Raw genomic sequence first — 14,347 nt, 5'->3', positions numbered from 1 at the left:
CCCCATGCGCATGTTTTCGCTGCTTCCCCTGATCGCGGTCGGCCTGTTCGGTTCCGGCTGCAGTTCCAGCGATACCCGCCCGCTGCCGCGTCCGCCGTCGGTGGATGTGCCGCGTTTCATGGGCGACTGGTACGTGATCGCGCATATCCCATCGCGCCCTGAACGCGAGGCCTTCGACGCCGTGGAGAGCTATGCACTGCGCCCCGATGGACGCATCCAGACCACCTTCACCTACCGCAAAGGCAGCTTCGATGCACCACAGAAGTCGATGCATCCCATCGGCCGTGTCGAGAAGGAAGGCAATGGTGCGATCTGGGGCATGCAGTTCATCTGGCCGATCCAGGCTGAGTACGTGATCGCCTGGCTCGACGAAAGCTACCGCCAGACCATCGTGGCGCGAAGCAAGCGCGATTACGTCTGGTACATGGCCCGCACCCCGCAGGTGTCGGACAGTGACTACCAGCAGGCGGTGCAGCGCATTGCCGCGATGGGCTATGACACCCGCAAGCTGCGACGCGTGCCGCAGTCGGTGCGATGATGCACTCGCCAGAAGCCCGCGAATGCAGGGACACTGCGCGCCGGCCCGACGCCGCGCACCCACGATGCCGGGTGCGTCCGCAGAGCGTCCTGAGCAACGGAAATCAGGCAGACCGGATGGCCTGCACGGGCATGATCGACGATGCCCTCAATGCAGGTGCAAGCACCGCCACCTGCCCCAGCAGCCACAACGCCAGCGCACTGATCGGCAGGTACGCCAAGGGGAGCCGTGGCAGTTCGTAGAACCGCATCAGACCAAGGTTGAATGCATAGGCGAGCAGCGCACCAGCGACGACACCCAGGCTCACGACCAGGAAGTTCTCCAGCTGGAAGTAACGCAGGATGTCGCGGCGGGTTGCACCCAGCGCACGGCGGATCCCGATCTGCCTGCGCCGCTGCTCTACCCAGTAGCTGGCAAGGCCGACAATGCCCAGCGCGGTGGCCCCCAGCAGCGCGACGATCACGCCCGCCAGCAGGGCCATCATCAACCGTCCTCCGTGAAAATAGTCCGCGCGCAGCTCGGCGACGGTGCGGCTGGCGGCCTGGTCGAACACCACGTCGGGGGCCACTGCCGCCACCGCCCGCTGTGCGTCGGCCATCACCCGGGGCAGCGCTCCGGGCGCGGCCCGCACCAGGTAGCGCCCCGCCAACTGCGGGCCCGGCTTGGCCGGCATCAGCACGGACCAGTCGTTACCCAGCGCCTCCCCTCCGCCGGGTTGTGATACGGCCAGGTGCTCGACCACGCCGATGACGGTGAAACGGCTGTCCATCGACCACAGGCTGTGCCCGACCGCCGGCTCACCGGGCCAGTAGCGCTCCGCAAGCTGCCGGGTTACCAGGATCGGCGCATTGGCGGGCACGTACTGCCCGATCGGCGCGTACTCGGCGGCATCCGGCAAGCGCCCGGCCAACAGCTTCAGATCCAGCGCCTGGATCGCCGCCGCGTCACCCAGGTAGAAGTCGAGGACCCCACCGAAGACCTTGCCACTCTCATCGGTATGAACGCCTGCGCGGACGCCCGGTTCACCGAACGGAACGGCGCTGATGATGCCGACCGACGTTACACCCGGAATCGCGTGCAGCGCGCCGGTCACACGGGCATTCAGATCGGCGGCCTGCGCGGCGTCGAATCCGGAGAGCTGCACGATGCCCAGTGACGACTCGGCGATGCCACTGTCCAGGTTCAGTGCACGCCCCTTCTGCGTGAGCATGAAGATGGCATTGCACAGCACGGCGCATGCCAGCGCGATCTCCACTGCGATCAACAGGGTGGCCAGCCGGTGCTTGCGCAGCGCTGCGATGATCAGTCCGGTTTGCATGATCGTTTCCTTTACAGCAGCTTGAGCTGCGCCACAGGCTGGATCGAACTGGCGCGATAGGCGGGAATCGCGCCAGCCACCAGGCTGGCCAACAGGGAAAGGCCAAAGAGGGTCATGAACATGGCCAGGTCCAGATGCATCAGGTCCGCGTAGGCAACCGGCTGGACACGGATCACCCACAGGCCCAGCAGGGTCAGCAGCAGCCCGCCCACCCCTCCGGCAACACCGATCAGCCCCGCTTCCAGCATGCATTGTGTGAACACCGCACGCCGGCTGGCACCCAGCGCGCGTCGCAGGCCGATTTCTCCACCGTGGCGCAGGAAGCGCGCCAGCAGCAGCCCGACGACATTGGCCAGGCAGACCACCAGGAACGCAAAGGACAGCACCGTCTGCATCTTCACGTCACTTGGCACCACCTGGTTGAAGTCCAGCCACTCCATCAACGAACGGAGCCGGGTGTTGTCCGCGTGCCGGATGCGCCCCAGACGCTGTTGTTCGCCCGCGTAGTTGGACAGATAGTGACGATAGCTGGCCACCTTCTCCGGGCTGCCGAGCTCCACCCAGACCGCGACCGCCACGCAGGGCGAGTTCTGCAGCACGCCCGGGGTCTCGGGCGTCGCCCAGCAGGTAAAAGGCTGGAAGTCGCCCTCGTTGATATCCAGGCTGGTCGACATCGGCAGATAGATGTCATCGGCCGCGGCGTAGAAGCTTGAGGTCTCTCCCCCCGAGAACCGCCCGCCCCTGATCTTGTAGAACAAGGGAGAGGGCCGCCAATGATCCAGCACGCCGATGACCTGCACATGGGTGTCCTTGACCCGAAGGGTCTGTCCGACACTGTCGCGGCCCCCGAACAGGCGCTGGTTCAACCGGGCCGAGATGACCGCGACGCGGCCGCGACGCTGGTCATCCTCGGCCGTCCAGGCACGGCCATACTGAAAGGGCACCTCGAACATGGGGAAGAAGTCCGCCGTGGTCGAGATCGAAGATCCCATCAGCGGCGCCATCCCGGCCAGATCCGAACGGAGCTTCAGCGGATTGACCACCACCATGGTCTGCCGGTCCGCCTGGCCGGATGACCAGAGATCATGCGCGGTCCGGTAGTCGAGCACGTCGTGCGGCTCGCGCCCTTTCGATCCGGGATCGACATCCACCTGCGGATAGAAGATCCGATCGCTGCGGCCGGGCAGCGGATCTCCAGAAAGCAGGTGGGTGACGGTCAGCGTGGTCATGCTGGCGCCGATTCCCACGGCAACCGCCAGCACCATCAATGCGGTCATGATTGTATTGCGCCTGGCGTTGTGCAGCGCCAGCTTCAGGTAATAGCCCATCATGGAAGGTGCATCCCCCTGCGTTCGCCATGCTCCATGCAGATACGATGCAGGGAGTTGTCAGAAAGGTTTAAACGGATGAGGCGGACGATGAGCGAACACCCCGGAAAGACAGACGCGCAGGCATGGGACGGCCTTGCGATTCGCCCCTTGCACCCCGCTGACCTGGATCTGATCTGTGCCCATCGCGAGGCGATGTTCCGCGAGAGTGGCCGCCCAGCGGACGTACTGGAGCAGATGGCCGGCCCTTTCCGCGCCTGGCTCGAGCCGCGCTTGGCCTCGGGCGACTATTTCGGAAGCGAGATGGCGCGTGCACTGCACGGAAATGGCAACTGTCCATGAGGTGCGCCGCCCGACATGACGCGTCACGCTGATACGCCTGACTTCCATGCGGAAGCCATCGGCTCGCATGGAACATGCGCCTCACCACGCAAGTACATTTCGTTGTGAGACAACGCACCCTTGTTTGCCTGCTCATCCAGAAGCAGGGCACCTACCTGCTGTCCGCGAATCGCTTGATGCCGGCCTGGCGATCCATCAGTTCAATCAATCGGTGCGAATCGATGGTCACAATCCATCGATTCTTAGGAATAATCGCAAAAAACCTGCAGATTCGATGATCAGCAGGGCGCCAGCGCCAGAATGATCGCCACGCCCCCGGGCGCCGATCACCTCCCTGCGCATGAAAGGACATCCCGCACCGCGCCGACTGCGCCTGGCGCTCCTGGACGACCATGAAATCGTCCGTCGTGGCACTGCCCTGCACCTGTCACAGGACGCCCGCTTCAGGATCATCGCCAGCCATGGGCACAGCGATGCCTTCATCCAGACGCTGCAAGAGACGCGGGTGGATGTCGCCGTCATCGATCTGACGCTGGCGCGTGGCGACCGCAGCAGCGCAGAACTGATCCCCCTGCTGCGCGCGGCATTCCCGGAGACGCCGCTGCTCGCCTTCGCCACCCTCTCCCCCTGCACTCGTCTCCACCACCTGCTCATGGCAGGCATCAGTGGCGTCGTCAGCAAAACCGAGCCCCTTCCCATGCTGTCCGAAGCAATCATTCGTGTTTCACAGGGGCTGGAGCGGCTGCCACCCGACTACTCCGTTCCGGCAGACTACGCTGAGCTCAGCCGCAACGAGCGTGAGGTACTGGACCTGCTGCTGACGGGCCTGACCGTCTCCGAGATCGCGCGGCACCGTCACCGCAGCGTCAAGACCGTCAGCACGCAGAAGGTCGCCGTCCTGCGCAAGCTCGGGCTGCGCAACGATGCCGAAATCTACGCCATGCGGCGCTCGCAGGACGCCCCGTGAAGCGGCGCGACCCTCCCCGCCGGCATGCCCGCTTCCTCCTGCTGCTGGCACTGCTTCTGCTGCCGGCTGCTTCGGCCGAGGACGCGCAGTCGCATCGATGGCCGCCCGGTCGCGAAGTCCGCGTCGCCACCACTCCCTCGCTGCGTCCATTGCCAGCAGGCCTGGCGGATACGGCATCGTTGCCCACCCTCGCGCACGGCTACGCCGATCTCGTGGCACGACACTCCGGATTGCAGTTCAAGGAGCACCCCTACCCCAGTACCGACGCATCACTGCACGCCGTATGCCGTGGCGACGCCGACCTCGTGCTGGTGGTCGGGGCGACCGGGCATCCGCGTCCGCCCTGCAACCACCTGGCGTCCTCTGCACCCTTCCGCGGCGGCCGGACCCTGCTGGCCGGGCGCACGGATGACCGATTGCCACACGACATCACGCAACTGCACGGCCGCACACTGGCGGTGGTCAACGGCGGGCCGTATGCCGAATGGCTGGCCGCCCATCACCCGCGGGTCCCGCTGCTGCACCTGCCTGACCGCCATGCCACCCTGTCCGCCGTGGAGGCCGGCATGGCCGATGTTGCGATCGGAGTGGAAACCACACTGCAACCGATGATCCGGCAACACTTCGCCAGCACGTTGCAGGTGCAGCCGTTCCAGATGGGATTCTCCACTGACATGCGCCTGCTGGTCCGCCGGGAGGACCAGCAATTGCTGGCGCGCATCGACCAGGCCCTGCACGACATCACACTGGAAGAGCATGCGGGCCTGCTGCAGCTCTGGGCCTTGCAGATGCTTCCGGCCCAGGCCGATGAGGTGATCGGCTGGATGCGCATGCCGCCCCAGGCCTGGCTGTTGGCCGCGCTTACCCTGCTGGCCGGACTTCCCGTGCTCTGGCTTTCGCGGCACCCGCAGCGGGACCGTGACCCGCGCAAGCAGGTGCGCGCAGCGGGTGTGATCAGCCACGAGATACGCAATTCGGCCCAGGTCGTGCTCGCCTCGATCGATCTACTCGGTCAATCGCCCGCGCCCACGCACCAGCGCGAACTACTTGCCGCCGCCAAGGCGGCTGGCCATGCGTTGCGCGGCATGTTGAATCGCTCGCTGGAATTCGCGCGTCTGGCCGAGGGCGGATTCATACCGCTCGCACAGCCCTGCGATGTGCTTCTGCTCTGCCGGCAGTCGCTGGACGCCATCCGCCCACAGGCGCTGCTGAAGGGGCTGGAGCTGCGCTTCGAGGCCATCCCAGAGCGGGCGCCCGCAGTCACCCTCGATCCCGAAGGCCTGCGGCAGATTGTCGACAACCTGCTGGCCAACGCGGTGAAGTTCACCGATATCGGCGGGATTGATCTGCGCGTACAGCTGCGGCTCGCTATCGATCCGCAGGAACTGCTGATTGATGTGATCGACAGCGGCATCGGCATCGATGCCAGGCAGGCTGCACGCTTGTTCCAGCCGTTCCAGCAGGGCAAGGATGGGCAGGTGCGCGGCGGCAGCGGCTTGGGCCTCGCTATCGCCCGGGAGCTGGCGCACGCCATGCGCGGCACACTGGCCCTGCACAGCGTGCCCGGTCGCGGCAGCCGGTTTACCCTGCGATTGCCGGCACGGATCGCGAAGACCGGCGTGCCTCCAGCGGAGCGGACCCCCTTCGGTCTGCCACTTTCCGGCCTGGAATTGTTGCTGGTCGAAGATCACGCAATGAACCGCCAGATCATCGCCGAGCAACTGCGTCGCCTCGGGGCCGGCGTGCATGCCTTGGCCGACGCTGCCGATGCGCTGGCCGAGCAGGCCCGGTACCCACGACGGATCGTGCTGGTGGACATCGGCCTGCAGGGTATGGATGGCTATACGCTGGCCCGGCAGCTGCGCAGACAGCCCGGCGCGTCGCCGCGACTGATTGCGCTGTCTGCCCGGACAGGCCGCAGGCATCGGGCCCGCTGCCGCAATGCAGGTTTCCATGCGGTCCTGGCCAAGCCCTTGCAGATCGGGCAGCTGCTGCAGGCACTCGAGCTGCCGCCAGCGGCCGGGGGAACGACTCTGGACACCGTGGCGCCACTGGATCAGGCGTATCTGGACGACATCAACGGCGAGCTGCTGAGCATCGCGCGGGCCACCGAAGAATGCGATGCGACGGCATTGCGCCATCATGCGCACCGCCTGCAGGGCACGCTGCAGTTCTGCGGTGCAACCGGTCAGGTCGGAATCGCGGCCGATCTATGGGAGCTCGGGAACGACGCCGCACCCGACTGGGCCGAGGTGCGGCGTCTGCTGCAGGTACTGCAGTGCTGGCATGGCTCCCGCAGTACGGAAGCCATGCCGTCTGACTGATCAGGCCGCCAGACGCTCGACCTGGCGACGGGTCAGATCGTTGAAACGGCCCAGCGACATCAGGTGCTGGTGGATCAGGGCCAGCCAGCCGCTGCGGTGCCACTCGATCACAGTCGCTTCCGGCAGTGCCACGAACTTCTCGACGTCCACGACCAGGAAGCCGTTGAGGTTGAACTCGCGGCCATCCGGGGTGCGCACGGTGGCATTGCGCTCGACCAGCAGGCCGTTGTCGATCAGGGCCTTGGAGAAGGCCTGGGTCTGTTCGTGCTCGCGGGTGTACTGGCCGCAGAACTCCAGCGCCTGCTGCACCATCTCGGTGGCCTTGCCGTCCACGAACAGCGGCTGGCCTTCGTCACCGCCCTTGACCACGCGCGAGCTCTCTGCGTCGATGCCCAGCAGGAAGTCGTTGTCCGCACCGGTGTCGATGAAGATGAAGGGATGGCGACGCAGGTAGGCCGGGATGTAGGCCTCGTCTTCCCACAGGCCGTCCTTGATGAACAGGTTCTGGTCGGAAACACCGACGGCGGCCATCGGCACGGCGGTCGGGCCAGCGAACAGGATCGGGAAGTGGTGCAGCGCCAGCGAGAACTCACCGAGCACCAGCGGAATGGCGTTGTTGCCAGCAGCAAACTCGAGCCTGCCCGGCAGGATGCGCAGATCGGCGTGCACATCGGCCTGCAGCGGCACCGGACGGGTGTAGAACAGGGGGGCGCCGCTCGGCGCCGCTTCGGTGGTGGTGTCGCTGGTGGTGGTCATCTTGGGAACCATTCGATCATGCGCGCCTGCCATCCCGGGCGCGCCAGCGGGAACAACCTGAATCCCGCATTATCAACAAGCTCGATGACAACGGCCACCCCACCGACGGCCTATTTCAGCTGCAGGGGGTAGCGCTGCCAGAGGACATGAACCAGGAATCCGGCCAGTTCGGTGTCGCGCGCGCTGACCGCAGCGCGGATCTTGTCCAGCAGCACCATGTCCGAACAGGAACGCACATCGGCATGGTTGGCCTGCCCTGCCCGGCGTGCGCGGTACCGCGCGGCCCGCTGCGCGTCACTCATGGCGTACCCGAACTTGGGCGGACGCCCGCGCTTTCGCGGCAGGGTCAGCTCCAGGGTTCCGGGGTCTTTGTCATCACGCATGAGAGGGGTGCGGGCGGCGGCGAGCAACGGGGGGTGCGCAATTTATCGTGAGGCATCACTTTAATCCAGCTTTTTCTGCTTTTTTGTTGCGATGCAGTGCAAAAAATCGCATCCCGAGGGCCGCATCCACGCCATGTGTGGATGTACGGCTCCGGCCACAGAAAAAGGAGCCCGCGAACGGGCTCCCCTCTCCTTCCCTCATGCAGCACGTACCGGCTCGTAGCCGTGCAGGTGCGCCTCGCTGCTCGCCCGCCCCTGGCTGAGCGAACGCAACGACGTGGTGTAACCCACCAGCTGCGCCAGCGGCGCAAAGCCACTGACCTCGGCGCGACCCTCCTGGTCGTCGATGCGGGCAATGCGACCATGGCGACGGTTGAGGTCGCCGACCACATCACCCACCGACGCCGACGGCGAGTGCACCGTCACCGCCATCACCGGCTCCAGCAACTGCGTGCCACCTTCGGCCAGCGCCGCCTTGATCGCCTCGGCACCCGCACGGTGGAACGCCATCTCCGACGAATCCTTGGCGTGGGTCTGGCCATCGACAAGACTGACCTCGATACCGACTACCGGATGACCCTGCGGCCCTTCCGACAGCGCAGCACGTACGCCCTTCTCCACCGCGGCGATGAAGCTGCGCGGCACCACGCCACCCACGATGCGGTCGTTGAACACCACCTGGTCGTCCTCGCGCGGCGATACATCCAGCACCACGTGCGCGAACTGACCCTGGCCGCCGGTCTGCTTGACCAGCCGCCCGACCACACCGGTCATCGCACGCATCGGCGTCTCCTGGTAGGCCACGCGCGGCGCACCCACGCCCACGTCCACCTTCCATTCACTGCGCAGGCGTTCGACCATCACCTCCAGGTGCAGCTCGCCCATGCCCCAGACCAGGGTCTCCGCCGTGTCGCGATCGGTTTCGACGCGGAACGAGGGATCTTCCTGGGCCAGGCTGGCCAGGCCCTGGGCCATCCGGATCAGGTCGGCCGCACGCGCTGGCTCCAATCGCCAGGCCAGCACCGGCGCCTGGGCCTGGATGTTCTCCAGGCGCAGCGGCTGCGCACGGCCGCTCAGCGTTTCGCCACTGACCGCATCTTTCCAGCCCAGTACCGCGACGATGTCACCGGCCACGGCCTGCTCGATGTCGTGGGTCTGGTCGGCCTGTACCCGCACCAGTCGGCTGACGCGCCGACCCTGCGGATGCTGCGAACTCGCCACCGCGTCGCCCACCTTCAAGGTGCCCGAGTACAGCCGCACGAAGCTCAGTGCGCCGTGCTGCTGGTGGGTGATCTTGAACAGCAGGCCGGCCAGCGGACCGTCCGGATCCGGCGGCAGCACCACCTCGCCCTCATCGCTTTCGGCACTGACGGCAGGACGATCCAGCGGCGACGGCAGGTAATCGACCACGGCGTCCAGCAGCGTCTCGATACCCTTGTCCTTGAACGCAGCACCGGCCAGCACGGGCACGCCCGCACCCGCCAGCGTCACCCGGCGGATCGCCGCACGCAGCATCCCGGCATCGATCACGCGACCTTCCAGCCAGGCATCGGCCAGTTGTTCGTCGTGATCGGCCACGGCCTCGACCAGCGCATCGCGTTGGGCTTGCCACTGGGCCCGCGCCGCGTCGTCCCACGGGGTAACCGTCGCTGCGGCGCCGTCCTGCCACTGCAGCACGCGCTCATCGACCAGATCGACCCAGCCGTTGAAGCCGCTTTCGCTGCCCAGCGGCACGCCCAGCGCCCACGGCCGCGCCTGCAGTTTGTCCTGCAGCTGCTCCAGCACGCGCGCGAACGACGCGCCGACGCGGTCCATCTTGTTGACGAAGGCGATCAGCGGCACGCGATGGCGACGCGCCTGGCGCCACACCGTCTCGGACTGCGGCTGCACGCCGTCCACGGCCGAGAACACGGCCACCGCGCCGTCGAGCACGCGTAGTGAACGCTCGACTTCGATCGCGAAGTCGATGTGGCCGGGGGTGTCGATCAGGGTCAGCCGATGCGGCGGCAGGTCACGCGGCGCCCACTGCGCCTGAACCGCGGCCGCGCCGATGGTGATGCCGCGCTCGCGTTCGATCGCCGAGAAATCGGTGGTCGCATTGCCGTCGTGCACTTCGCCGACGCGGTGGATTTCGCCGCTTTTCCACAGCAGGCGTTCGGTCAGCGTGGTTTTGCCGGCGTCGATGTGGGCAATGATGCCAAGGTTGCGACGGCGGGAAAGGACTTGGGTGTTCATGAGAAAGGTTCCTGCAAAGCCAACTTCCGGGGCCGCACACCCCGGTTGGCGACAGGGTGCGCGGCTAGCGTTCGGTCTCGGCGATCTGGTGCATGGCACGTTCTCCTTTGCAGTGCTGGGTAGCGTCGAGTAGGTGGAGTCGACTGGGTAGAGTCGACTGTTAGTCGACTCACAAGAAACAAAAACGAAAAGAGCGCCCCGGAGGGCGCTCTGTCGAAGGTCCAGCGATGGCCGCTTCAACGGCCTCGTGGGGCTCCAGGCAGACACGCCCGTTCCGCGCTCGCGCGGGTCAGGGTGAAAAACTTCAGGAGCGGCATCCGGTTCATGGGGCGCATTCTAGACCTGTCAATCTGGCGCGCAAGTGAATATTGCACACAAAAATGGAACGATGAGGCCAGCCTGCGTCAGGTCAGATTCCTTTGCCACGGGCAAAGGGATCTGACAGCTGCAAGGCCTCACCTGCACTCATGCAACCTGCGAGCCTCGGCCACTGTCGTCGCCTGGTCGTCCTCCATCGGGATCCATCCCTTCAACGACATCGCCGGATCCACCTGCGCCTGACGCGGGCCACCGTGGATCACCACCTCGGTCCAGCTGCCGACCGGCGCCAACTCGGACAGACGGGCCGCCTGATCATCTTCGGTACTGAACATGTCATCCGGCGACGCAGGCTCGGCATTGTTCACGGTCGCGGTCTTGGCCGTCCGAACCCGCAGCGCGCCATCGGCCATGCGCTGGGTGGTGACGTCATAGCGCTCCACACCGTAGGCCCAGTTGCTCTCACCCACGCGACGGGTTTCACTGCCGTCGTCGGCTACCTCCACGGAATCGCCCGCCGCTTCGGCCACGGCTGCCAGCGACCCCATTCCGGACATCAGTGCCTGATAGGCAATCATCTGCCGCGTCTCGGGCGCCAACGCCCCGGCACCGGCCTTGCCCGCAGGAATCTCCAGGTACACCGCCTCTTTGCACAGCATCAATACCTGCTGGTCATCCCAGCTGATGAGCACTTCGTCATTGGCGAAATAGCGGGTCGTTACCGGAACCGCCGGCGCACCCTCGCCGGCCGAATGCCGGCTCTCGATCAGCGAAGCCCGGTCGGCGGCCTTGATCAGGGAGACCGAGGCGGCCGACGCCGTGTTGGCGGCGCACACGGAGGCGACCAATGCAGACAGAAGCGCGCAGCGTGTGAGGGTACGGATCATTGTGTCAGTCCATTGAAGAAAACGAACTGCACATGATACGTCGCCGCGCAGAACGACTGTGCCCTCAGGTCACCACCACCAACGGCACCCCACGACGCGGGTGCTCCAGCACCACCACATCCTGCTGGTAGACCCGCCGCAGGTTGTCTTCGGTCAGCACCTGCAGCGGCGTGCCATCGGCCGCCACCCTGCCCTGTTCCAGCAACACGATGCGGTCGGCATAGCCGGCGGCCAGATTGAGGTCGTGCAGCACCACGATCACGCACGCACCGGCTTCGGCACAGGCGCGCACACTGCGCAGCGTGCGCTCCTGATGGCGCAGATCCAGCGCGGCGGTCGGCTCATCCAGCAGCAGCAACGGCGTGTCCTGTGCCAGCACACGGGCGAACGTGGTGCGGGCGGACTCGCCACCGGACAGCTGCTGCACCTCGCGCAGGCGCAGCGCCTGCAGCTCGGCGGCATCGATTGCCGCTTCCACCTGGGCGTCGTCCACGGCTGGATCGGGCGGATGCGGCAGTCGACCCATCGCCACCACTTCTTCAACGCTGAAGGCAAAACGCACGCCGTGCTCCTGCGGCATCACCGCGCGCTCGCGTGCCAGCGGCCCCGCCTTGTAACTGGCCAACGGCTTGCCCAGCAGGCTCACCTCACCCACGTCGGCACGCAGGTCACCGGCGGCCACCGCCAGCAGCGTGGATTTTCCCGCGCCATTCGGGCCAACCAGCGCCGTCACCGTGCCGGGCTCGAACGCCAGCGAGATGCCATGCAGGATCTCGCGCTGCTGGCGGCGCACCACTACCTCGTGCAGCTTCAACAGCGCGCTCATGGCGCCGCCTTGCGGCGCTGCTGCAGCACCAGCCAGAGGAAGAACGGCGCGCCGAGCGCAGCGGAGAACAGGCCCAGCGGAATCTCCGCCGGCGGATCCAGCGTGCGCGCTGCGGTGTCGGCCACCACGATCAGCAGCGCGCCCAGCAGGCCGGACAACGGCAGCAACCAGCGATGACCCGGACCGACCAGCAGGCGCGCCACGTGCGGCACCACCAAGCCAACGAAGCTGATCGAGCCGGCAAAGGCCACCGCCGCGCCCACCAGCAGCGCACTGAACGCCACCAGACGGCGACGCGTGCGGGTGACATCCAGCCCGAGGTGCTGTGCCTGGCGTTCGCCCAGCGCCAGCATGTCCAGCGGCGTGGCCAACCGCTGCAACGCGAACACGCCAATCGCAAACAGCGGCACCACCGCGGCCACATCGGCCCAGTTGGCGCGCGCCAGCGAGCCCATCTGCCAGAACACCAGCGACTGCAGCTCGCTTTCGCTGGCAATGTAGGTGAGGAAACCAATCAGCGCCGAGCAGAACGCCGCCATCGCGATGCCGACCAGCAGCAGCGTGGCGTTGCCACTGCCTTTGCCGGGCCGCGCCAGCGCGTAGGTCAGGCCGATCGCCAGCGCGCCGCCGGCGAAGGCGGCCACCGGCACCAGCCAACCGGCTGCGCCCGCAGCGCCGAGAACAATGGCAGCCACCGCACCCAGCGCAGCACCCTGGCTGACACCGACGATACCGGGATCGGCCAGCGGGTTACCGAACAGGCCCTGCAGGCTGGCGCCGGCCATCGCCAATGACGCGCCGACCATCGCACCCAGCAGGGCACGCGGAATACGCAGCTGCCAGACCACCGCCAGATCACGGCTGCTGACCGCCTGCGGATCGAGCAGGCCCAGCTTCACCGCCAACGCCTGCATCACCTCCAGCGGCGGCAGCCGCAGCGGGCCCACGGCGAACGAGGCCAGCACCGCACCGAGCAGTGCCAGCAACGCCACCAGCAACATGGTCCGCCCGCGACGGCGGCGCCGATCCGCCGGACTCATGCCTTCGGCAACCCCGCCAGGGCCTTGGCCAGCGCCAGCGCGCCAGCACCGGAACCGACACTGGTGTACTTCAGCTGCACATCCGGCATCACCCAGACCCGGTTGGCTTGCCCGGCCGGGGTCTGCTTCAGCGTCGGGTACGCCTTCCACAGACCCTCGGCACCGCCGAACAGCTTCAGGTCATGCTCGGTCACCAGGATCACCTCCGGCGCCGCAGCAACCACGCCTTCATTGCTCAGCTGCGAGTAGTTCTTCACCCCCGCTTCGGTGCCGATGTTGATGCCGCCAGCCAATGCGATCAGCTGCGCCGACGCACTGTCGGCACCCGCCACGGTCGGTGAGCCACCCGCACCGGTAGCCGACACGTGGATCAGTCGTGGCGCATGGCCCAGCCCCTTGCCAATCGCTGCAGCCTCGTCGAGCTGGCGCTGCACCTGCGTGGCAAGTGCCTGCCCTGCCTCGGCCAGCCCTAGTGCGGCGGCGACCTTGCGCACCTTGTCCGGCGCCGGCTGCAGGTCATCGATGACCACGGCCGGCTCGCCCACTTCGCGCAGCTTCTTGGCCAGCTCGGTGTGGCGGCGCAGGCTGTTGCCGAGGAACAGCGAGCCCTGCAGGCTCAGCACGCCCTCCACGCCAGTGGTTCGGTTGAACAGGAACTGGTGCGGCGCAGCCAGGCCGGCCTGGGTGGTGGTATTGGTCGGCGCCGCGAACACCTGCTTGCCCAGGCCCAGCGCCTCGATCACCGCAATGACGTCGTCGCCCCCGGCGATGATCCGGCTGGTATCGGCCACTTCGATATCGGCGCCGTCGTCGGAATGCACCTTGGCCGGCAGCACCGCCTTCTGGTCATGCACCGCCGGCATCTCGGCACCGGCCACGCGCTGCCAGCCTGCCGGCAATGCGGTTTCCGCAACTGCCGTTGCGGCGGGCGGCTCGGCGGCCTTCTGGCCATCAGGCGGCGTCGACGAACCGCCACAGGCGGCCAGTGCCAGCGAAACGGCCAACGGAAGCGCACACAGGCGCAGACGGGACGCGATGTTCATGCTCGTTCTCCTTGCTGGCGGGGCAGCGCACACGCCGCCCCA

13 protein-coding genes are annotated in these 14,347 nt (G+C 66.7%); 4 read left to right on the top strand and 9 right to left on the bottom strand.

Annotated elements, in window-relative coordinates; translation table 11 throughout:
• Positions 1-4: 4 nt before the first annotated feature.
• Positions 5-538 carry a lipocalin family protein gene (locus tag HLA98_RS06760; protein ID WP_057501140.1) on the top strand — a complete coding sequence of 178 codons (534 nt, stop codon included), beginning with the start codon at positions 5-7 and terminating at the stop codon, positions 536-538.
• A gap of 103 nt (positions 539-641) precedes the next feature.
• On the opposite strand, the gene HLA98_RS06755 is transcribed toward HLA98_RS06760, so the two are convergent.
• Together HLA98_RS06755 and HLA98_RS06750 are read right to left on the bottom strand one after the other, a co-directional pair.
• Positions 642-1,856 carry an ABC transporter permease gene (locus tag HLA98_RS06755; RefSeq protein ID WP_057501139.1) on the bottom strand — a complete coding sequence of 405 codons (1,215 nt, stop codon included), beginning with the start codon at positions 1,854-1,856 and terminating at the stop codon, positions 642-644.
• Positions 1,857-1,867: 11 nt separating this feature from the next.
• Positions 1,868-3,187, bottom strand: coding sequence for an ABC transporter permease (locus HLA98_RS06750; RefSeq protein ID WP_057501138.1), 1,320 nt, complete (start codon positions 3,185-3,187; stop codon positions 1,868-1,870).
• A gap of 87 nt (positions 3,188-3,274) precedes the next feature.
• On the opposite strand from HLA98_RS06750, the gene HLA98_RS06745 reads away from it, so the two are divergent.
• The 3 genes from HLA98_RS06745 (at position 3,275) to HLA98_RS06735 (ending at position 6,817) form a co-directional block, all read left to right on the top strand.
• Positions 3,275-3,526 (top strand): hypothetical protein, encoded by a 252-nt coding sequence (locus HLA98_RS06745; RefSeq protein ID WP_232015534.1) that lies wholly within the window; start codon positions 3,275-3,277, stop codon positions 3,524-3,526.
• A gap of 340 nt (positions 3,527-3,866) precedes the next feature.
• Positions 3,867-4,493 carry a response regulator transcription factor gene (locus tag HLA98_RS06740; protein WP_057501136.1) on the top strand — a complete coding sequence of 209 codons (627 nt, stop codon included), beginning with the start codon at positions 3,867-3,869 and terminating at the stop codon, positions 4,491-4,493.
• Positions 4,490-6,817: an ATP-binding protein gene (locus tag HLA98_RS06735; RefSeq protein WP_080392901.1), complete on the top strand. Its 2,328-nt coding sequence runs from the start codon at positions 4,490-4,492 to the stop codon at positions 6,815-6,817. Before HLA98_RS06740 ends, HLA98_RS06735 begins: the two co-directional genes overlap by 4 nt.
• Here the strand turns inward: HLA98_RS06735 and HLA98_RS06730 are convergent, their stop codons facing one another.
• The 7 genes from HLA98_RS06730 to HLA98_RS06700 all read right to left on the bottom strand — a co-directional run bounded on the left by HLA98_RS06730 (position 6,818) and on the right by HLA98_RS06700 (position 14,305).
• On the bottom strand, positions 6,818-7,573 hold the full coding sequence (locus tag HLA98_RS06730) for a SapC family protein (RefSeq protein ID WP_057501165.1): 756 nt from the start codon (positions 7,571-7,573) through the stop codon (positions 6,818-6,820). It lies immediately after the preceding gene.
• Between the two features lie 110 nt (positions 7,574-7,683).
• A complete protein-coding gene (locus HLA98_RS06725; protein WP_005409616.1) occupies positions 7,684-7,956 on the bottom strand; it encodes a hypothetical protein in 273 nt (90 codons plus the stop codon).
• A gap of 198 nt (positions 7,957-8,154) precedes the next feature.
• Positions 8,155-10,191: an elongation factor G gene (fusA, locus tag HLA98_RS06720; RefSeq protein WP_057501135.1), complete on the bottom strand. Its 2,037-nt coding sequence runs from the start codon at positions 10,189-10,191 to the stop codon at positions 8,155-8,157.
• 455 nt (positions 10,192-10,646) lie between these two features.
• Positions 10,647-11,396: a hypothetical protein gene (locus tag HLA98_RS06715; RefSeq protein ID WP_057501134.1), complete on the bottom strand. Its 750-nt coding sequence runs from the start codon at positions 11,394-11,396 to the stop codon at positions 10,647-10,649.
• A 64-nt stretch (positions 11,397-11,460) separates the two neighbouring features.
• Positions 11,461-12,222 carry a heme ABC transporter ATP-binding protein gene (locus HLA98_RS06710; protein ID WP_057501133.1) on the bottom strand — a complete coding sequence of 254 codons (762 nt, stop codon included), beginning with the start codon at positions 12,220-12,222 and terminating at the stop codon, positions 11,461-11,463.
• Positions 12,219-13,262 carry a FecCD family ABC transporter permease gene (locus tag HLA98_RS06705; RefSeq protein ID WP_049450246.1) on the bottom strand — a complete coding sequence of 348 codons (1,044 nt, stop codon included), beginning with the start codon at positions 13,260-13,262 and terminating at the stop codon, positions 12,219-12,221. The genes HLA98_RS06710 and HLA98_RS06705 overlap by 4 nt, the downstream gene beginning before the upstream one ends.
• The gene (locus HLA98_RS06700; protein ID WP_057501132.1) at positions 13,259-14,305 is read right to left on the bottom strand and encodes a heme/hemin ABC transporter substrate-binding protein; all 1,047 of its coding nucleotides are present in this window, start codon (positions 14,303-14,305) and stop codon (positions 13,259-13,261) included. The genes HLA98_RS06705 and HLA98_RS06700 overlap by 4 nt, the downstream gene beginning before the upstream one ends.
• Positions 14,306-14,347 lie beyond the last annotated feature (42 nt).

Origin of the sequence: Stenotrophomonas africana, from assembly GCF_013004645.1 — a bacterium.
In the GTDB taxonomy this organism is placed as follows: Bacteria; Pseudomonadota; Gammaproteobacteria; order Xanthomonadales; family Xanthomonadaceae; genus Stenotrophomonas; species Stenotrophomonas africana.
Note: the sequence above shows the minus strand (reverse complement) of the source record. Positions and strands in the feature narration are given on the sequence as shown.